At 71.3% G+C, this 18,547-nt stretch carries 19 protein-coding genes; 12 read left to right on the plus strand and 7 right to left on the minus strand.

Features of this window, described 5'->3' with window-relative positions; translation table 11 throughout:
- The first annotated feature begins 12 nt into the window (after positions 1 to 12).
- On the plus strand, positions 13 to 1,584 hold the full coding sequence (locus SALPAC6_RS0110945; RefSeq protein ID WP_018253454.1) for an alpha/beta hydrolase: 1,572 nt from the start codon (positions 13 to 15) through the stop codon (positions 1,582 to 1,584).
- Positions 1,585 to 1,628: 44 nt separating this feature from the next.
- Positions 1,629 to 2,081 (plus strand): GNAT family N-acetyltransferase, encoded by a 453-nt coding sequence (locus tag SALPAC6_RS0110950; protein ID WP_026189547.1) that lies wholly within the window; start codon positions 1,629 to 1,631, stop codon positions 2,079 to 2,081.
- 3 nt (positions 2,082 to 2,084) lie between these two features.
- Here SALPAC6_RS0110950 and ligD read toward each other — a convergent pair whose 3' ends face one another.
- On the minus strand, positions 2,085 to 3,110 hold the full coding sequence (gene ligD / locus SALPAC6_RS0110955) for a non-homologous end-joining DNA ligase (RefSeq protein ID WP_018253456.1): 1,026 nt from the start codon (positions 3,108 to 3,110) through the stop codon (positions 2,085 to 2,087).
- A gap of 47 nt (positions 3,111 to 3,157) precedes the next feature.
- On the opposite strand from ligD, the gene msrB reads away from it, so the two are divergent.
- The 5 genes from msrB (at position 3,158) to SALPAC6_RS0110980 (ending at position 6,051) form a co-directional block, all read left to right on the plus strand.
- A complete protein-coding gene (gene msrB / locus SALPAC6_RS0110960; RefSeq protein ID WP_018253457.1) occupies positions 3,158 to 3,568 on the plus strand; it encodes a peptide-methionine (R)-S-oxide reductase MsrB in 411 nt (136 codons plus the stop codon).
- Positions 3,569 to 3,706: 138 nt separating this feature from the next.
- Positions 3,707 to 3,967 (plus strand): hypothetical protein, encoded by a 261-nt coding sequence (locus tag SALPAC6_RS0110965; RefSeq protein ID WP_026189548.1) that lies wholly within the window; start codon positions 3,707 to 3,709, stop codon positions 3,965 to 3,967.
- A gap of 135 nt (positions 3,968 to 4,102) precedes the next feature.
- Entirely contained in the window at positions 4,103 to 4,684 is a 582-nt protein-coding gene (locus SALPAC6_RS0110970; protein WP_020493571.1) for a TlpA family protein disulfide reductase, read from the plus strand.
- Position 4,685: 1 nt separating this feature from the next.
- Complete coding sequence (locus SALPAC6_RS0110975) at positions 4,686 to 5,615, plus strand: cytochrome c biogenesis CcdA family protein (protein ID WP_018253460.1); 930 nt, start codon at positions 4,686 to 4,688, stop codon at positions 5,613 to 5,615.
- Positions 5,599 to 6,051, plus strand: coding sequence for a GNAT family N-acetyltransferase (locus SALPAC6_RS0110980; RefSeq protein WP_018253461.1), 453 nt, complete (start codon positions 5,599 to 5,601; stop codon positions 6,049 to 6,051). Before SALPAC6_RS0110975 ends, SALPAC6_RS0110980 begins: the two co-directional genes overlap by 17 nt.
- A gap of 34 nt (positions 6,052 to 6,085) precedes the next feature.
- On the opposite strand, the gene SALPAC6_RS0110985 is transcribed toward SALPAC6_RS0110980, so the two are convergent.
- Entirely contained in the window at positions 6,086 to 6,970 is an 885-nt protein-coding gene (locus tag SALPAC6_RS0110985) for a LysR family transcriptional regulator (RefSeq protein ID WP_018253462.1), read from the minus strand.
- 147 nt (positions 6,971 to 7,117) lie between these two features.
- On the opposite strand from SALPAC6_RS0110985, the gene SALPAC6_RS0110990 reads away from it, so the two are divergent.
- Positions 7,118 to 7,477, plus strand: coding sequence for a YybH family protein (locus tag SALPAC6_RS0110990; RefSeq protein ID WP_018253463.1), 360 nt, complete (start codon positions 7,118 to 7,120; stop codon positions 7,475 to 7,477).
- A 113-nt stretch (positions 7,478 to 7,590) separates the two neighbouring features.
- Here SALPAC6_RS0110990 and hemQ read toward each other — a convergent pair whose 3' ends face one another.
- From hemQ to hemE, 3 genes are read right to left on the minus strand one after another with little or no spacing between them, the layout of a single operon-like run.
- On the minus strand, positions 7,591 to 8,292 hold the full coding sequence (hemQ, locus tag SALPAC6_RS0110995) for a hydrogen peroxide-dependent heme synthase (protein WP_018253464.1): 702 nt from the start codon (positions 8,290 to 8,292) through the stop codon (positions 7,591 to 7,593).
- A complete protein-coding gene (gene hemG, locus SALPAC6_RS0111000; RefSeq protein ID WP_018253465.1) occupies positions 8,289 to 9,698 on the minus strand; it encodes a protoporphyrinogen oxidase in 1,410 nt (469 codons plus the stop codon). Before hemG ends, hemQ begins: the two co-directional genes overlap by 4 nt.
- A gap of 5 nt (positions 9,699 to 9,703) precedes the next feature.
- Entirely contained in the window at positions 9,704 to 10,801 is a 1,098-nt protein-coding gene (gene hemE / locus SALPAC6_RS0111005; protein ID WP_018253466.1) for a uroporphyrinogen decarboxylase, read from the minus strand.
- Positions 10,802 to 10,963: 162 nt separating this feature from the next.
- On the opposite strand from hemE, the gene SALPAC6_RS0111010 reads away from it, so the two are divergent.
- Positions 10,964 to 11,563, plus strand: a complete 600-nt coding sequence (locus tag SALPAC6_RS0111010) for a DUF3000 domain-containing protein (RefSeq protein WP_018253467.1) — start codon at positions 10,964 to 10,966, stop codon at positions 11,561 to 11,563.
- Positions 11,564 to 11,581: 18 nt separating this feature from the next.
- Here the strand turns inward: SALPAC6_RS0111010 and SALPAC6_RS0111015 are convergent, their stop codons facing one another.
- On the minus strand, positions 11,582 to 12,274 hold the full coding sequence (locus tag SALPAC6_RS0111015; RefSeq protein WP_109746656.1) for a hypothetical protein: 693 nt from the start codon (positions 12,272 to 12,274) through the stop codon (positions 11,582 to 11,584).
- An 85-nt stretch (positions 12,275 to 12,359) separates the two neighbouring features.
- The gene (locus SALPAC6_RS0111020; RefSeq protein WP_080636156.1) at positions 12,360 to 13,340 is read right to left on the minus strand and encodes a S1C family serine protease; all 981 of its coding nucleotides are present in this window, start codon (positions 13,338 to 13,340) and stop codon (positions 12,360 to 12,362) included.
- A 218-nt stretch (positions 13,341 to 13,558) separates the two neighbouring features.
- Between SALPAC6_RS0111020 and SALPAC6_RS0111025 the strand changes: the two genes are divergently transcribed.
- The 3 genes from SALPAC6_RS0111025 to SALPAC6_RS0111035 all read left to right on the plus strand — a co-directional run bounded on the left by SALPAC6_RS0111025 (position 13,559) and on the right by SALPAC6_RS0111035 (position 18,338).
- Positions 13,559 to 14,914, plus strand: a complete 1,356-nt coding sequence (locus SALPAC6_RS0111025) for an HRDC domain-containing protein (RefSeq protein WP_026189549.1) — start codon at positions 13,559 to 13,561, stop codon at positions 14,912 to 14,914.
- A 105-nt stretch (positions 14,915 to 15,019) separates the two neighbouring features.
- Positions 15,020 to 16,216, plus strand: a complete 1,197-nt coding sequence (locus SALPAC6_RS0111030) for a thiolase family protein (protein WP_018253471.1) — start codon at positions 15,020 to 15,022, stop codon at positions 16,214 to 16,216.
- Positions 16,217 to 16,271: 55 nt separating this feature from the next.
- The gene (locus SALPAC6_RS0111035) at positions 16,272 to 18,338 is read left to right on the plus strand and encodes a 3-hydroxyacyl-CoA dehydrogenase NAD-binding domain-containing protein (protein ID WP_018253472.1); all 2,067 of its coding nucleotides are present in this window, start codon (positions 16,272 to 16,274) and stop codon (positions 18,336 to 18,338) included.
- The last annotated feature ends 209 nt before the right edge of the window (positions 18,339 to 18,547 follow it).

The raw sequence follows: 18,547 nt of genomic DNA on the forward strand, positions 1-18,547 counted from the left end.
AAGGTCCACCCCGTGGTTCGCAACCCCGCCCGCCGGTTCGCCCCGGCCGTACTCCTCCTGGCCAGCACGTTCCTCGCGGCCGGCTGCACCCTGCCGGCGCTCGCGCCACGCACCGAGGCCCAGCCCTCGGGGCCGTCCGGCACCGCGCCGACCTGGCAAGCATGTCCGGAGGTGGCCGAGGAGTTGGTGGGGCGTACCGCACCAGGCATGCGCTATGAGTGCACCCAGATCGAGGTTCCCCGGAACTGGGCCGACGGCGCCGCCGCCACCGCCGGGCCGGGCGCCGGGGAGACCTTCGAGATCGCGCTGCTGCGGGCCCGGTCCACGAACCAGCGGGACCGGATCGGCTCGCTGGTGATCAACCCGGGTGGGCCGGGTGGCTCCGGCGTGGACACCGCTGTCTACCTCTCCTTCCCGGCCGTGCTCGGCGGCCTGCCCACCGCGGTCACCGACCGCTTCGACATCGTCGGCTTCGACCCGCGTGGGGTGGCCCGCTCCAGCCCGGTGGAGTGCATCTCGGACGCCAACCTCGACGCCAGCTTCGGCTACGACCCGGATCCGGAGAGCCAGCAGTCCTTCGACGGTCTCGTCGAGCTGAACCAACAGATCGGGCGCGAGTGCGGCGACCGCTACGGCGATCAGCTCGCGCTGTACAGCACGGAGCAGGCGGCCCACGACATCGACGCGATCCGGGCTGCCGTCGGCGACGAGAAGTTGACCTATCTCGGCTACTCGTACGGCACCCTGCTCGGCGCCGTCTACGCCCAACTCCACCCGGAGCGGGTGCGGGCGCTGGTGCTGGACGGGGCCGTTGACCCTCGACTGGACCAGGTAGCCAGCTCGGAGAGCCAGGCCAAGGGCTTCGAGCGGGCCTTCGACAACTTCTCCCTGTGGTGCTCCACCAACTCCGACCGCTGCCCGATCTCTCCCAGCGCGCGGGAGGCGGTCACCTCGGCCATCGACAAGGCGCGCGTCTCCCCGGTGCTGGGCGACGATGGGCGGGAGGCGACGCCGGGGTGGATTTTCTACGCGGTGGTCTCCTCGCTCTACACCGAGGCCGGCTGGGAGCAGCTGGCCCAGGCGATCGACGAGTTGGAGGGCGGGGACGCGACCGGGGTGTTCCACCTCGCCGACGCGTACGCGGGTCGGGAGCCCGACGGCGCCTACTCGAACATGTTCGACGCGAATCTCGCGGTGAACTGTGCCGACGAGGAGGAGAAGCTGAGCCGGGAGCAGATCCGGCAGCTCCAGTCGCAGTGGCGTGAGCAGTACCCGCTGTTCGGTCCGGCGCTCGCGGTCGGCATGCTCACCTGCGCCGAGTGGCCCGGCAGCCGGGACCCGTACCCGACCGCGGCAGCCGACGAGGCACCGCCGATCCTGGTGGTGGGCACCACGGGGGATCCGGCGACCCCCTACGAGCAGACCCCGGCGCTGGCCGAGATGCTGGGCGTGGGGCGGGTGCTCACCTGGGAGGGCGAGGGGCACACCGCCTACCCGCAGACGGACTGCATCAGCGCGGCGGTTGACGCGTACCTGGTTGACCTGACCGTGCCAGCCGAGGGGAAGCGCTGCCCGCCCCAGTGACCCAGTCGGGTGCGGCGGTTCTCGCGCTGTGGCATTCTCCCCGGATGCACGATGTGATCTTCCGGGAGGCGACCCGGGCCGACCTGCCCACCGTGCTCGATCTGCTCGCCGACGACCTGCTGGGCCGCACCCGCGATGGCGGGCAGGTGGACGCCCGCTACGAGCAGGCATTCGCGGATATCACCGCCGACCCGCGCAACCAGTTCGTCGTCGCCGAGGCCGGTGGCGAGGTGCTGGGCTGCATGCAGCTCACCTACATTCCTGGGCTCAGCCGGCACGGCGCCGAGCGGCAGTTGATCGAGTCCGTCCGCGTCCGCTCCGACCAGCGCGGACGGGGGCTGGGTCGGCAGCTGATGGCCTGGGCGATCGATCAGGCCCGGGCGCGTGGGTGTGCGCTGGTCCAGCTGACGACGGACAAGTCCCGGCAGGAGGCGCACCGCTTCTATCTGAGCCTCGGCTTCGTCGCCAGCCACGAGGGCATGAAGTTGCCGCTGTGACGGCTAGCGGGGGCGGTCTCGGTCCTTCGACGGCTGCACCCGCTTCGGCTCCCCGGGCATCTTGGGGTGTTCCGGTGGGTAGGGCAGGTCGCCCTGCCCGCTGGCGGCGTCCCGCTCGACCCATTCCAGCAGGGGCGTGATGTCCCACGGGGCGTCGTCGATGCCGGCGTGTGGGTCGCCACGCTCGGCCAGCCGCGCCGGCACGCTGCGCAGGTCGAAGTCGTCCGGTTCGGCGTCGGCCAACTCGTCCCAGGCCAACGGGGTGGAGGCGGTGGCGCGGGCGTTGGCCCGCAGCGAGTAGGCGCACGCGATCGTCCGGTCTCGGGCCATCTGGTTGTAGTCGACGAAGACCCGGGTGCCGCGCTCCTCCTTCCACCATGCGGTGGTGACCAGCTCGGGCCGGCGCCGCTCCAGCTCCCGGGCCAGGGCGATGGTCGCCCGGCGAACCTCGACGAAGGACCAGCGGGGCTGGATCCGCAGATAGACGTGGACGCCCCGGCCGCCGGAGGTCTTCGGCCAACCGGGGACCCCCAGCTCCGCCAGGATCCCGTGGAGCTCGGTCGCCGCTTTCGCCGCGTCGGCGAAGTCGGTGCCGGGCTGCGGGTCGAGGTCGATCCGCAGCTCGTCGGGGCGGTCCGGCTCGGCAGCACGGACCGGCCACGGATGAAAGACCACGGTGCCCATCTGGGCTGCCCACGCCACATGGGCCAGATCCGCCGGGCAGAGCTCGGCCGCCTTGCGGCCACTGGGGAAGCTGATCTGCGCGGTGCGAAGCCAGGGGGGCACGCCGCGGGCTGGCACCCGCTTCTGGAAGAAAGCGTCCCCCTCGATCCCGTCGGGGAAGCGTTGCAGGGTGGTCGGCCGTTCGCCCAGTGCGCGCATGATGCCCGGACCGACGGCGAGGTAGTAGTGGAAGACATCGGCCTTGGTGAAACCGCGTTGTGGAAAGATCACCCGATCGGGGCTGCTCAGCCGGACCCGCTGCCCGGCGACCTCGATCTCCTCGACTGCGGCCCTCGTGCCACCCATTGCGCGACCATATGCGATGGCCACGACGTTCGACGTACCGTTGGCGGGTGAGTCTCGACGACAGTGAACTGCCCCGCACCGAGGACGAGTGGCGGGTTCGGCTCAGCCCCGAGGAGTTTCGGGTGCTGCGGGAGCACGGTACCGAGGCCCCGTGGAGCGGCGAGTACGTGGATACCAAGACCCCGGGGGTCTACCACTGCCGCGCCTGCGGGCTGGAGCTGTTTGCCAGCGATGCGAAGTTCGACTCGCACTGCGGCTGGCCGAGCTTCGACGATGCCATTCCCGGGCGGGTCCGGGAGGTCGAGGACCGGAGTATGGGCATGGTTCGGACGGAGATCCGCTGTGCCCGCTGCGACAGCCACCTGGGACACGTCTTCACCGGGGAGGGCTTCACCCCGAAGGACACCCGGCACTGTGTGAACTCGGTGTCCCTCCGACTAGAGCCACGCGACACCTGACGGCGGGCCTCGACGCGCGGAAGTGCGAGCGGCGGAGTGGGGACGCCGATATTCCGCTCCGGTTCGCCGATTCCGGTTGCCGGCCCGCAGCGGATGTTCGACGCTTACGGTTACGGAGCCGAATTCGGGGGTTTTGTCATGGCTATCTGTGAGGTCTGCGAGAACGACTACTGGATGACGTTCGAGGTGCGCACGGTCGGCGGCGGCGTGCACACCTTCGACAGCTTCGAGTGCGCCGCGCACAAGCTGGCTCCGATCTGCGAACACTGCCAGGTCAAGATCTTGGGCCACGGGGTGGAGGTCTCCGGCCGCTTCTTCTGCTGCGCCCACTGTGCCCGGAGCAAGGAGGGAACCGAGGGCACCCAGGTCCGCGACTCGGTCGGCGCCCGGCCGTCCTGAGCGTCAGGGGCAGCCGGGCAGGGCGGCCAATCGCCCGGGTGACGGTTCCGGGGCGGAGAGCCGTGGTGGCGTTCGGGGCGCCGACGTTAGAGAGCGGTAAGAAGACGTGGTGCCGCGCCCGGCTAACATCCGGACATGCCCACCATGACCCGTACAATTCCGATCGCACTGACCATCGTTGTGGCGCTCTCCGCCTGCGGGAGCTCCGCGGACACCTCCGCGAGTGCCGAGCCCACCCCCACCCCGACGACCGCGTCCACCAACGCGCCCGCCACCACCGAGGCGAGCCCGACCGGCGAGACGGCACCCGAGGTGCCGCAGACCCTCGACTTCACCGCGCGCACCATCGACGGTGACACGTTCACCGGGGCCAGCCTCGCCGGCAAGCCGACCGTGTTCTGGTTCTGGGCCGCCTGGTGCCCCACGTGCCGGGGCTCGGCCGAAGCGGTGGCAGCCGTGCAGCAGGACAACGCCGACCGGGTGAACGTGGTCGGGGTGGCCGGGCTCGGCAGTGGTGACGACGCGATGCTCCGATTCGCTCAGGACACGGGCATCCAGGGCTTCCCGCAACTGGCCGACGACGCGGGCGAGGTGTGGCAGCGGTTCGAGGTGGTCTCGCAGCAGTACTACGTGCTGCTGGACTCCGCCGGCAAGGTCGTCCACAAGGGTTCGTTCTCCGACTCCGACCTCCGCGAGCGGGTCGCGGAGCTGACCTGAGATGGTTGACGCCCCCTACGGTCTCGCGCTCGGCGCCGGGCTGCTCGCCGCCGTCAACCCGTGTGGCTTCGCGCTGCTGCCGGCGTACCTGTCGATGCTGGTGCTGGGGGACGGCCCGGCGGACGGCCGCGGGCCGCTCGCGCCGGTGGGTCGGGCGTTGGCCCTGACCGCCGCCATGACCCTCGGCTTCGTCGCCGTCTTCGGTGGGTTCGGGCTCCTCGCCGGCCCCGCCGCCGACGCCCTGGCCAGCCGCCTGCCCTGGGTGTCGGTCGCGATCGGGCTCGCCCTGGTCGCCACCGGCGGCTGGCTCGTCGCGGGCCGGGCGCTACCGACCTTCACCCCGCGGATCGCCAACGGTCCCGAGGTCCGGCGCAGCTTTGGATCGATGGTCCTCTTCGGTGCGGCCTACGCGATCGCCTCTCTCGGCTGCACCATCGGACCGTTCCTGGCCGTGGTGGTCGCCGGATTCCGGGCGGGCAGCCCGCTCGCCGGGGTCGGGCTCTTCGTCGCGTACGCGGTCGGGATGGGCCTGATGGTCGGCGCCGCGGCGCTCGCGGTCGCGCTGGCCCGGGAGTCTCTGGTCCGGCGCACCCGGCGGGCCGGGCCGCTGCTCGGCCGCATCGCCGGCCTGCTGCTGGTGCTGACCGGCGGCTACGTCGCCTGGTACGGCTGGTACGAGATCCGGCTCTTCGCCGGTGGCGACGTCAACGACCCGGTGATCGACGCGGCCGGTCGGGTGCAGGCCACGATCAGCGGGTGGGTGGACAGTCTGGGCCCGTGGACGATCGGGGCCGTGGTCGCCGCGCTGTTCGCGGTGGCGGTCGCCGGCACGCTGCTTCGCCGGCGGCGCTCCGCCTCCCGGCAGCCGGCATCGGCATCGGCATCGGCATCGGCCAGCGACCTACCATCGCAGGATGCCACCCACCGCTGAGCTCCGCACCGCCTCCTTCGCCGACCTGTCCGCCCGTGTTTTCCATGACCTGCTCCGGCTGCGCGTGGACGTGTTCGTGGTGGAACAGGAGTGCCCGTACCCGGAGCTGGACGGCCGGGACGTGGAGCCGGGCACCCGCCACCTCTGGCTGGAGCAGGCCGGGACACCGGTGGCGTACCTGCGGATCCTGGCCGATCCGGACGGCCGGCGACGGATCGGCCGGGTGGTGGTGGCGAAGGAGGCGCGCGGCGCGGGGTACGCGGGCCGGCTGATGACCGCTGCCCTCGTGGAGGTCAGCGAGAGCCCGTGCACCCTCGAAGCGCAGTCACAGCTGGTCGACTTCTACACCCGACACGGGTTCACGGTCACCGGGCCGGAGTACCTCGAGGCCGGCATTCTGCACACGCCGATGCGCCGGGACACATCGACGGCGTAGCACACCGCGGATCGCTACCGGGCCGGGGCCGGAATCACGGCCCGGCAGTGAAGGTGTCGCGACAGTGCTGGACCAGGCGATCGAGGGCGGGACTCTGCGTACCGCTCCAGACCAGAGCCAGCAGGGCTGGCTCGTCGATGTCGACGATCGGCAACGCGATCAGGCGGCCGTGGTAGTCCCGCGACATGGACTCGCTGAGGATGGCCACGCCCAGCCCGCGGGCGGCGAGGTCGGCGATGGCGTCCGCGGCGCTGGCCTGGACGCTGATGGCCGGCCGGACGCGGTGCCAGGTGCAGGCCCGGTCGAGGACGGTACGGATGCCGGTGCCCTCGGGCATACACACCAGCGGGTGGTCGGCGAGATCGGCCATGGTCACGGCCGCCTCTGTGGCGAGGAGATGCCCGGGTGGGACGAGGGCGACGAGTGGTTCGCTGATCACCGTGAGGGTGTTCGAGCCGGCCGGCGTGGGATCGGCGGTGCCGATGAGAGCAAGGTCGACAGCGCCGGACTGGACGTCCCGGAGGAGCCGGGCCGAGTGGTGCTCGAGCAAGGTGATCTCCACACCGGGGTGCGCGTGGTGAAACGCCGCCACGGCGTCGAAGAACGGGGTGACTGTGCACCCGATCACCATGCCGACGGTGAGGCGACCGCGGATGAGTCCGATCACGTCGCCGACCGCCTGCTTCATCGCGTCAGCAGAGGCGAGCGCGGCCCGGGCCGGTTCGAGTGCGGCCCGGCCGGCATCGGTGAGGCTCGCCGTTCGGGTGGAGCGGTCGATGAGGGTGGCGCCGAGTTCGCGTTCGAGCTCGCGGATCTGTGCGCTCACTCCAGGTTGACTGATCCGTACCCGTTCGGCAGCGCGGGTGAAGCTGGCTTCCTCGGCGACTGCGACAAAGTACTCCAGCTGCCTCAGCTCCATAACAGGAGATTATAGCTTTCATAAAAAGTATCTGTTGGACTTCTGAAGTCAGCCGGGACACGCTTGGTTCCGCAGGAAACGCCGAACAGAACGCTTGGTTCCGCAGAAAGCGTCGAAAGGAAAAACATGTCGGACCGTTCGAAAGCCATGCAGCCCGAAGACCTCACCCGCCTCTTCGTCGAACGCTCCAACGCCGGCGACGCCGCGGGCGTCGCCGCGGGCGTCGCCGCGCTCTACGAACCGGACGCGGTCATGGCCTACCCGCCCGGCGACCGGACTGTCGGACGCGCGGCGATCCAGGCCCTGTGGGAAGAGGTGCTCGCCAGCCGGCCACACTTCACGCCGGAAGAGCCGCTGCCCACACTTGTCTGCGGCGACCTCGCCCTGACCTCGACACCGCCGAGTGACGGTGCGGGCGCTCGGGCGCAGGTCGTCCGCCGCCAGCCCGACGGGTCCTGGCTACGCGTGCTCGACCAGCCGGAGTTCACCGAGCCCACCTCGGCTTGACTCTCCCGAACGCCCTACCCACACCCGGCGGTCACCCGAGGCCCGTCGGCTGCCAGAGCGGCTGAGCCGGCCAGGCCACTGCCGTACCGCCGGGTGGGGAGGGCGCGGTGCGATCAGGGCAGGCTGGCGATGATGTCGGCGATCGCGCGGCGGCGCCCGGTGTAGAACGGGATCTCCTCGCGGACGTGCCGGCGGGCACGGGAGGCCCGCAGGTCCCGCATCAGGTCAACGATGCGGTGCAGCTCGTCGGCCTCGAAGGCGAGCAGCCACTCGTAGTCGCCGAGGGCGAACGAGGCGACCGTGTTGGCCCGCACGTCGGGGTAGCCGCGGGCCATCCCGCCGTGCTCGGCCAGCAGCTCCCGCCGCTCCGCGTCCGGCAGCAGATACCACTCGTACGAGCGGACGAAGGGGTACACGCAGAGATAGTCCCGGGCCTGCTCATCGGCGAGGAACGCCGGGATGTGGCTCTTGTTGAACTCCGCCGGCCGGTGCAGCCCGAGCTGGGACCAGACCGGGGTCAGCGAACGCCCCAGCGTGGTACGCCGGAACCGCAGGTACGCGTCCTGGAGCGCGTCACTCGACGAGGAGTGCCACCAGATCATCAGGTCGGCGTCGGCGCGCAGCCCCGCCACGTCGTACGTGCCCCGGATGGTCACGTCCTCGCCGGCCAGCTCGTCGAAGAAGGCGGTAGCCTCGGCGGTGACGTTCTCGCGTAGTGACGGCAGGGCTTGGCTCGTCCGATACACCGACCACATGGTGTACCGGATCGTCGCGTTCAGCTCGTTCAGCCGGGCCGCGTTGGTCTGCTCGGTCATATCCCGGAACCCTTCAGTGCAGTGATGATCTCGTCGGCCGCCGCCGCGCCGGAACGGATACAGACCGGAATTCCGACGCCGTCATAGCCGGCTCCCGCCAGCGCGAGGGTTGGCCGCTGCGCCCGCAGCGTCGCCCGCGCCGACGCCACCCGCTCCAGGTGGCCCGGCGCGTACTGCGGCAGCGACCCACCCCAGCGCTGCACGTGTGTGGCGACGGGGGTGGGCAGCTCGGCACCAAGCACCGCCGACAGTTCCCGGTGCACGGTGTCGACGAGGTCCCCGTCGGGGCGCTGTAGCTGCGCCTCGTCCCCGTACCGGCCGACCGAGGCGCGGACCAGGGTCAACCCGTCGGGCCGGCGCAGGTGCCCCCACTTGCGGGTGAAGAAGGTGGAGGCCTTCATCAGCAGCCCCTCGCCGACCGGGACCAGGAGGCCGGAGAGCTCGGGCAGCTCCGTCGCCGGCAAGGCGAGGGTGACCAGTGCGACGCTGGCGTAGGCCAGGTCACCGACGTTCTCGGCGGCAGCCGGGGCGACATCGGCGAGCAGCCGCCCCGCCGGCCGGGCCGGCACGGCCAGCACCACGGCGTCGGCGTGGACCTGCTCCGCGTCGCCGTTCGGGCCGACGGTCAGGCGCCAGCCGGCGCCGGCCGGGGTCAGCGCCCGGACCGTCGCGTTCCGTCGGATCGTGGCGCCGCTGGTTGACGCGGCGGCCTCGACCAGGGTGCTGAGGCCACCGGCCAGGGTGCCGAAGAACGGCGTACCGGGTGACCGCGGCACCGCCGCCTGCGCCGCGCGGACCGCGCCGACCAGGGTGTGTTCGACCCGGGCGGTCCGGGTCAGCGCGGGCATGGTGGCGGCCAGGGAGAGGTTGTCGGCGCGGCCGGCGTAGACGCCGCCGAGCATCGGCTCGACCAACCGGTCGACGATCTCGTCCCCCAGTCGGGTCCGGACCAACTCCCCGACCGTGACATCGGTGCCGGGGGCGAGCAACGGCCGGCCGGTGTCCACATCGGCCTCCGCGGTCGGGCGGGCCACCGCCGCCACCGCCGCGAGATCCCCGGGGACGCCGATCAGCGTGCCCCGGGGCAGCGGGTGCAGCTCACCGCCGACCAGGAGCGCCGCCTGCCCGACGGTGGGGTGGACGATGTCGTCGGCCAGCCCCACCCGGCGGATCAGGGTTACCGCGGCCGATTCCCCGCCGGCGGAGTCGCGCATCAGGAACGCTTCCGCGCCGAACTCCACTGAAGCTCCGGCCAGTTCACCGGTGTGCAGCTTGCCGCCGAGGGAGTCGCTTCGCTCGTAGACCGTCACCTCGGTGCCGGTGGGAGCGTGGTCCCTCAGCTGGACGGCGGCGGCGAGGCCGGCGATCCCACCGCCGACCACCGCGATCCGCCACGGTGTCGCCATGCCACTCAGCTCCTTCCGTCTCCACGAGCGGTCAACTCGTGAACCAGGGCTACCAGCCGGGTCAAAACGTCGGGGTCGGTCTCCGGTAGCACCCCGTGACCGAGGTTGAAGATGTGTCCGGGGGCGGCACGCCCCTGCGCCAGCACCCGTCGGACCTCGGCCTCAAGCACCGGCCACGGGGCGAACAGCAGGCACGGATCCAGGTTGCCCTGCACCGCCCGCTGCGGGCCGACCCGGCGGGTGGCGACATCCAGCGGCGTACGCCAGTCAACGCCGACCACGTCGGCACCGGCCTCACCCATCGCGGTGAGCAGTTCGCCGGTGCCCACCCCGAAGTGGATCCGGGGGACGCCGGCGTCGGCGAGGCCGGCGAGGACCGCCTGCGAGTACGGCAGCACGTACCGGCGGTAGTCGGCCTCGGAGAGGGCACCGGCCCAGGAGTCGAAGAGCTGCACGGCGGAGACGCCGGCGTCGATCTGCACCTTCAGGAAGGCCAACGTCACCTCGGCGAGCCGGCCGGCCAGGGCGTGCCACAGGTCCGGATCGCCGTACATCAGGGCCTTGGTCTTCGTGTGGTTGCGCGACGGGCCACCCTCGACAAGGTAGCTGGCGAGGGTGAACGGGGCGCCGGCGAAGCCGATCAGCGGGGTTGCACCCAGCTCCTCGACCAGCATCCCGATTGCTTCGTCCACATAGTGAACATCGTCGCGGGTAATCGGCCGGATCCGCTCCACGTCCGCCGCGGTGGTGACGGGATCGGTCACGACCGGGCCAGTGCCGGGGACGATGTCCAGCGCCACCCCGGCGGCGGCGACCGGCACCACGATGTCACTGAAGAGGATCGCCGCGTCAACCCCGTGTCGGCGGACCGGCTGGAGGGTGATCTCAGTGATCAGTTCCGGCCGGCGACAGGACTCCAGCATCGCCACGTTCGCCCGGATCTTTCGGTACTCCGGCAGTGAGCGGCCCGCCTGGCGCATGAACCAGACCGGAGTGTGCGGGCCGGGCTTGCGCCGGCACGCCCGAACAAAGGGAGAGTCGGCCGGATCCCCGGGGCGAGGCCCCTCGTCTCGGGCGGCAGCGCCCGTGGTGTCGGTGCTCATCGTGGCCCATCGTGCCACGCCGCCCGTCCCGCCCCGCCGTCGCCGTCACATCGTGTGATCCGCGCCCACAAAGTGGCATTCTGGGCCAGACGCGGTCGCCGGCTGCCCCGGTCCCCGGCGTGCCGTCGAATCGGCTGGCCCAGGGACCTCTACGCTTCGGTAATGACCCCTCCGACCGCGCTCCCGGAGACGTTCGCCCGCGCGGTTGACGGGCTACGATCGGCCGCCACCCGGGCCGAGATCCAGTTGGAGGAGGTCGGCGCACCCCAACGGCTGGCCCCCTTCACCTTCGCCCTCGCCGCGACCGTCCTCCGCGACGACGACGAGGTGGCGAACGGACGTCTGATCCTCCTACACGATCCCGCCGGGCACGAGGCGTGGCAGGGCACACTACGACTGGTCACGTACGTGACCGCCGAGCTTGAGGTGGATCTGGCCGCCGATCCGCTGCTACCGGAGGTGGGCTGGGCCTGGCTGACCGACGCCCTCCGGGTGCGGCACGCCCGGCATCGGGCGATCGGGGGGACGGTCACACAGACCATGTCGACCCGGTTCGGTGATCTGGCCGGGCCACCCGCGGCCGGCGACGTCGAGATCCGGGCATCCTGGACGCCGGTGGACGACGAGCTCGTGCCACATCTGCACGCCTGGTGCACCCTGCTCGCCTCGACCGCCGGCCTCCCGCCGCCCGGGGTGACGGCGCTCCCCGAGCGCCGCCCCACCGGCACGACCCTGAGCGCCGCCCCACCGGCACGACCCTAAAGGCCGGGACCTCCCTGGTCAGAGATAATCGTCGGCCTCTTCACAGACCTCTTCCAGGCCCTCGTTGGCCGCCTCGAAAGCCTGCTCATCGCCGAGGGCCGCCGCGGCGAGCGCGGTGCTGAGCTGGTCCAGGCAGCTGGCGATAACCGTCTTCTGCCGGGCCTGCTCGTCCCGGTCGTTCTGGGTTCCGGTGAGATCCTGTTGGGTACGCGCCAGCGTCTCCTGAGACCGTTGCAGGTCGATCTTGACCTTCTCCAACTCGGAGGCGGTCGCCGCGATGGTCGCGTCCTGCTCGCTGATCCGCTCCTCGGCCCGGTTCAGGTCGCCGGTGGTGGTCAGGAACAGACCGGTCATCACCCCACCAGCGAGGAAGAACAGTCCCGCCACCACGGCCAGAATCACCGTCACCCGAGCTGGCTTGGGGCGGCCAGGAGCCGCGCCAAACGGCGGACCCGACATCGGCGGCGGACCCGACATCGGCGGCTCGGCGTGCCAAGCGGCATCGCCAGTTGGCTGCCCCGGCACAGCAGGCTGCGACGGAGCCCCAGCCGGCTGCCCCAACACAGCGGGGTGGGGCGCAGCTTCAGCCGGCTGCCCCGGCGCAGGCTGCGACGAAGCTCCAGACGGCTGCTGCGGCGCGGCTGAAGTCGGCTGCCCAGGCACGGCGGGCTGCGGTGCAGCACCGGTCGGCTCGATCGGGGGCTGGGACATGACTCTCCTCCTGTGGAGCAGTTCGGGCGGTCACCCGTTGGCTAGAGCAGATCGAACTGAGGTGGAACGCGGCGCCGGAGCAGGATCAGCAGATCTCGAAACTTTCGCAGGCGGTGGCGATCGGCACGGCGAGGCCGATCCCCTCGGCGTCCCGCGCCTTGGCGGTGGCGACCCCGACCACCTGCCGCTCGCCGTTGATGACAGGTCCCCCCGAGTTACCCTCGTTGATCGGCGCGTCGAACTGAATCACCGGCGGATCGCCCCCCTCGGCCTCGCGGAACGCGCTCACCACACCGGAGGTGACACTGTCCGCCAGGCCGAGGGGGGCACCCACAACGACGATCTGCTGGCCGGACCTGACCGCGGCCGGGGCGGCGACCAGCCCGGTGAAGGTGCTGGTCGTCTGGAGTTGGGCGAGGTCGTTGGCCTCGTCAACCTCGACGATGGTGGCCGGGAAGCGCTGGTCGGTGAGCTCCAGGAAGACCTGCCGGTCCCCGTCCTCCCAGACTTCTTCGACCACGTGGAAGTTGGTGAGGAGATTGGTGCCGCCATCGGTGGCCGGCTCACCGACGGCGAACGCGCTGCCGGTGTACTGCCCGGCGCGGACCCGAAACACGCTGGGCAGCACGGCGGCGGCGATCGCCTCTGGGTCGAACGCAGCACCGATCTCCGACTCCAGCTCCGTCGCCCGGGCCTCCAGCCCGCCGAGCCGGGTCTGGCTCTCCTGCCGCCCGGCGTCCCATCGCCGGTCGGTGTCGGCGAGCCGGTCGGTGAGCTGGTGGATCTGGTACGCCTGGACACCGGTCACCACCAGCAGCACCGCGACGAGTGACGGCACGGCCACCCGCCCGAGCAGGCCCGGCCGTCTCGGCGGCGGGGCGGGAGTCGGCTGGGCGCCGGGCCAGAGCCCGGTTGGACCGCCCGGAGGGGGCACGGACGGTGGTGGAACACCCGGCCCGAGAACCGCCGGTTGGGGAGAACCCGGGCCGGGCTGGAGCGGCGGGGACCAGGTGGCTCCCGGCGTGGGGCCTCCTCCCACCGCGGGCAGTCCGTCACCCTCAGCCATGCGCCGCGCCTCCCCGTACCAATGCTGTTGCGCCCCGGCGACGACCGGCGAGCCCTTGACCGCTATCTGTTCAACCACTACGGAAATTGTGGTCGGTAGACCGTGTCCTCCACAAACACACTTTAGTCTTCACGGTTTACTCAACCGAAACGGCCGACTCCCGACACGCACTGGACCGGCTGTCCCCGCCCGATCGGGTAGCGCAATAGGGTTGTCGGGTGACCGACGAACCACCCCTACCCCGTCGGGCTGCCGCACATCGCACGGGAGACACACCGCACCCGCCGTTGATCCGGTCGGGGGACACGGACGTTGACCCGGCCGCTGGTGGCCCAGCTACCACCCTGCGTGACGCCGAGGGTAGCCCCGCCCCGCTGACCGCGCCCGGCGAGGGCACCCCCAAGCCGGTGACCACCCCGGCGGAGCTGGCCGGGGTCGTGGCCCGCTTCGCCCAGGGCACCGGCCCGGTGGCGCTGGACGCCGAACGCGCCTCTGGCTACCGGTACAGCCAACGGGCGTACCTGGTGCAGCTACGCCGCGCCGGGGCCGGCACCGTCCTGATCGACCCGCTGGCGCTGCCGGAGCTGACCAGCCTGGACGAAGTCATCGGCGAGGCCGAGTGGGTGCTCCACGCGGCCAGTCAGGATCTGCCCTGCCTGGCCGAGTTGGGTCTGCGGCCACGGCGGCTCTTCGACACCGAGCTGGCCGCCCGACTCGCCGGCTTCGAGCGGGTCGGGCTCGCCGCGCTGACCGAGAACCTGCTCGGTTTCAGCCTGGAGAAGCACCACTCGGCGGCGGACTGGTCGAGCCGGCCGCTGCCGGAGTCCTGGCTGACCTACGCCGCACTGGACGTGGAGCTGCTGGTCGAGTTACGGGACGCGCTCGACGCCGAGCTGACCCGGCAGGGCAAGGCGGAGTGGGCGGCCGAGGAGTTCGCCGCGCTGGTCCGCAACGGTGCCCGCCCGCCCCGGGTCCGCGCCGATCCCTGGCGCCGCACCTCGGGCATCCATCGGGTACGCGGGGCGCGAGCACAGGCTCGGGTCCGGTCCCTGTGGTACGCCCGGGACCAGATCGCGGCGCGCCGCGACGCGGCGCCGGGACGGGTACTGCCGGACTCGGCGATCGTCGCCGCCGCCGAGCTGGATCCACGGGACGAGAAGACGCTGCTGACCCTGCCGGGCTTCGGCGGTCGCTCGGTACGCCGGCTGGCCCGTACCTGGTTGGCGGCGTTGGACGATGCCCGAGAGCTGCCGGCGGAGGCGCTGCCGGTCGCGCCGACGGTCGAGGGTCCGCCGCCGCCGCATCGGTGGGCCGAGCGGGACCCGGTCGCGGCGGCCCGGCTGGCCCGGTGCCGAGAGGTGGTCGTCGGGACCGCCGGCGCGCACACCCTGCCACCGGAGAACCTGATCGCCCCGGACTCGATTCGCCGCCTCGCCTGGGTCCCACCCGAGGAGATCACCGAGGACGCCGTGGCGGAGACCCTGCGCGGCCTCGGTGCGCGCGAGTGGCAGATCGCGCTGCTTCAGCCAGACCTGACCCGGGCGCTGGTTGGCCCACCGCCAGCCGGAACCTGAGCCATCGATGTGAGGTGGGCCACACAGGGGGTGGTACTCCAGTTGGTTACTGACAAGTAGCATCCGAGAAAACGCCCAGTCCGGCTATCCGGCTAGGAGGCTCAAGTGCCCCGTGAAGTTCGGGATGTCGTCTTCGTTGACGGCGTCCGCACCCCGTTCGGCAAAGCGGGGGGCATGTACGCCAACACCCGCGCCGACGACCTGGTGATCCGCTGCATCCGCGAGCTGCTGCGCCGTAACCCGCAGCTACCACCGGAGCGGGTCGAGGAGGTCGCTGTCGCCGCCACCACCCAGATCGGCGACCAGGGCCTGACCATCGGCCGGACCGCCGCGCTCCTGGCCGGCCTCCCCAAGACCGTGCCCGGCTTCGCCATCGACCGGATGTGCGCGGGCGCGATGACCGCGGTAACCACGGTCGCCGGCGGCATCGCCATGGGCGCGTACGACGTCGCCATCGCCGGCGGGGTCGAGCACATGGGGCGCCACCCGATGGGCGAGGGAGTCGACCCCAACCCGCGGATCATCGCGGAGCGACTGGTTGACCAGTCCGCCCTGGTCATGGGGGCCACCGCGGAAAACCTGCACGACCGGGTACCGCACATCACCAAGGAGCGCACCGACGCGTTCGCGCTCGCCTCCCAGCAGAAGACCGCCAAGGCGTACGCCAACGGCAAGCTCCAGGACGACCTGGTGCCGGTGGCGGTCCGGGACCCGGAGACCGGCTGGGGCCTGGCCACCGTGGACGAGGCGCCGCGCGACACCTCGATGGAGAAGCTCGCCGCCCTCAAGACGCCGTTCCGCCCACACGGCAAGGTCACCGCCGGTAACGCGGCGGGGCTGAACGACGGTGCCACGGCGAGCCTGCTCGTCGCCGAGGAGACCGCACGGGAGCTGGGTCTGCCGGTCGCGATGCGGCTGGTCTCCTACGGCTTCGTCGGCGTCGAGCCCGAGGTGATGGGCGTCGGCCCGATCCCGTCGACCGAGAAGGCGCTGCGCATCGCCGGCCTGACCATCGACGACATCGGCCTGTTCGAGCTGAACGAGGCGTTCGCGGTCCAGGTACTCGCCTTCCTCGACCACTTCGGCATCGCCGACGACGATCCGCGGGTCAACCCGTGGGGCGGCGCGATCGCCATCGGCCACCCGCTCGCCTCGTCCGGCGTCCGGCTGATGACCCAGCTCGCCCGGCACTTCGCCGAGCATCCGGAGGTCCGCTACGGCCTCACCGCCATGTGCATCGGCATCGGCATGGGCGGCACCGTGATCTGGGAGAACCCGCACTGGGAGGGTGAAGCCAAGTGAGCGCGAACAACGAGTCGAGCCGGTGCGTCCCACAGTCACGATTGGAGGAGGCACAGTGAGCCTCGCGGCACCGAACGAGGTCGTCACCAAAGCCTTGCTGCGGCTGGTGGACGTACCGGGACTGGACCGCCCCGCCGCCCTGATCACGCTGGACAACGGCTTCGACCACAAGAAGCCGAACACCCTCGGACCGGGGGGCCTGACCAGCCTGGACGAGGCGATCACGGCAGCGCACGCGGCGAAGCCGGCATTCATCGCGGTGACCGGTAAGCCTTACATCTTCTGCGTCGGAGCGGACCTCACCGGTCTGCCGCTGCTCACCGACCGCGCGCAGGCGCTGGAGATCGGGCAGCTCGGCCACCGGGTCTTCGCCCGGCTCAGGGACAGCGGCGTTCCGACCTTCGCCTTCGTCAACGGCGCGGCCATGGGCGGCGGCCTGGAGCTGGCCCTGCACTGCCACTACCGAACGCTGTCGGCCGGCGCGGCAGCCCTCGCCCTACCCGAGGTCTCGCTCGGTATCGTCCCGGGCTGGGGCGGCACCCAGCTGCTGCCGAACCTGGTCGGCATCCCGGCGGCGACCCAGGTGATCATCCAGAACCCACTGATGCAGAACAAGATGCTCAAGCCGAAGCAGGCGGCGGAGATGGGCCTCGCGGATGTCCTGCTGGAGCCGGCGGACTTCCTGGAACGGTCCCTGGAGTGGGCGGCTGGCGTGATCCGCGGCGAGCACACCGTGACCCGGCCCGAGGTCGACCGGGAGATGTGGGACGGCGTCCTCTTCTTCGCCAAGCAGACCCTGGATGCCCGCCTGCACGGCGCCGTCCCCTCCGCCAACCGGGCCCTGGAACTACTCGGCCTGGCCAAGGAGACGGACTTCGCCACCGGCACCGCCGCCGAGGACGAGGCCCTGGCCGACCTGATCTTCTCGTCGGAGCTGCGCAGCGGACTCTACGCGTTCGACCTGGTGCAGCGGCGGGCCAAGCGTCCGGCCGGGGCACCCGACCGGGATCTGGCCCGGCCGGTGACCAAGGTCGGCATCGTCGGTGCCGGCCTGATGGCCAGCCAGCTCGCGCTGCTGTTCGCCCGCCGTCTTCAGGTGCCGGTCGTCCTGACCGACCTGGACCAGGCCCGGGTCGACAAGGGCGTGGCCTACGTGCATGAGCAGATCGAGAAGTCGGTCAGCAAGGGCCGGATGGACAAGGGCACCGCCGCCAGGCTGTACGGCCTGGTGAGCGGGTCGGTCGACAAGTCCGTCTTCGCTGACGCGGACTTCGTCATCGAGGCCGTCTTCGAGGACCTCAACGTCAAGAAGCAGGTCTGGGCCGAGCTGGAAAAGATCGTCGCGCCCGAGGCGGTCTTGGCCACCAACACGTCGTCGCTGTCGGTGACGGCGATGGCCGAAGGGCTTGAGCACCCAGAGCGGGTGGTCGGCTTCCACTTCTTCAACCCGGTCGCCGTGCTCCCGCTACTGGAGATCGTCCGGGGTGAGCAGACCGACGACGCCACGCTGGCCACCGCGTTCGCGGTCGGCAAGCAGCTGAAGAAGTCGAGCGTACTGGTGAAGGACGCGCCCGCGTTCGTGGTCAACCGGCTGCTGACCCGCTTCCTGGGCACGGTGTTCGCCGCGGTGGACGCCGGCACCCCGCTGGAGGTGGCGAACAACGCGCTCGATCCGCTGGGCCTACCGATGCGTCCACTGGCGCTGCTCCAGCTGGTCGGGCCGGCAGTGGCGCACCACGTCGGGGGCATCCTGCACGCGGCCTTCCCGGACCGGTTCGGAGTCAGCGAGAACCTCAAGCGGATCGCCGAGGCCGGCAAGCCGATCGTCGTTGACGACGAGATCAACGCCGAGGTGGCGGACCTGCTGGTGGTCGGCGACCAGCCGCTCACCGCCGAGCAGGTCCGGCAGAACGCGCTCGACGCACTGGCGCAGGAGATCCGGCTGATGCTCGACGAGGGCGTGGTCGCCGAGGCGCAGGACATCGACCTGTGCCTGATCCTGGGCGCCGGCTGGCCGTTCCATCTGGGCGGCGTCACGCCGTACCTGGACCGCACCGGCACCACCGAACGGGTCACCGGCAAGCGGTTCCTGCCGGCCGGTGTCGCCAGTCTCCCGGCCTGACTCTTCCCCATGATCGCGGTGGCTGCCCTCGGGCGGCCACCGCGATTCGTCGTTAGCCGGTTGGGCCGGTGCAGCGGACACGACCATCGGCCGGCCAGGAATGCCTGACCCGGTCGGGTGAGCGGCCCAGTGTGCTCCGATCTCTCGGCTCTACCGGTGCCGAGACCACCACCTCCATGCGGCGGCAGGGCGGTCACGTCCGGCTCGCG

Origin of the sequence: Salinispora mooreana, from assembly GCF_000379065.1 — a bacterium.
Lineage (GTDB): Bacteria > Actinomycetota > Actinomycetes > Mycobacteriales > Micromonosporaceae > Micromonospora > Micromonospora mooreana.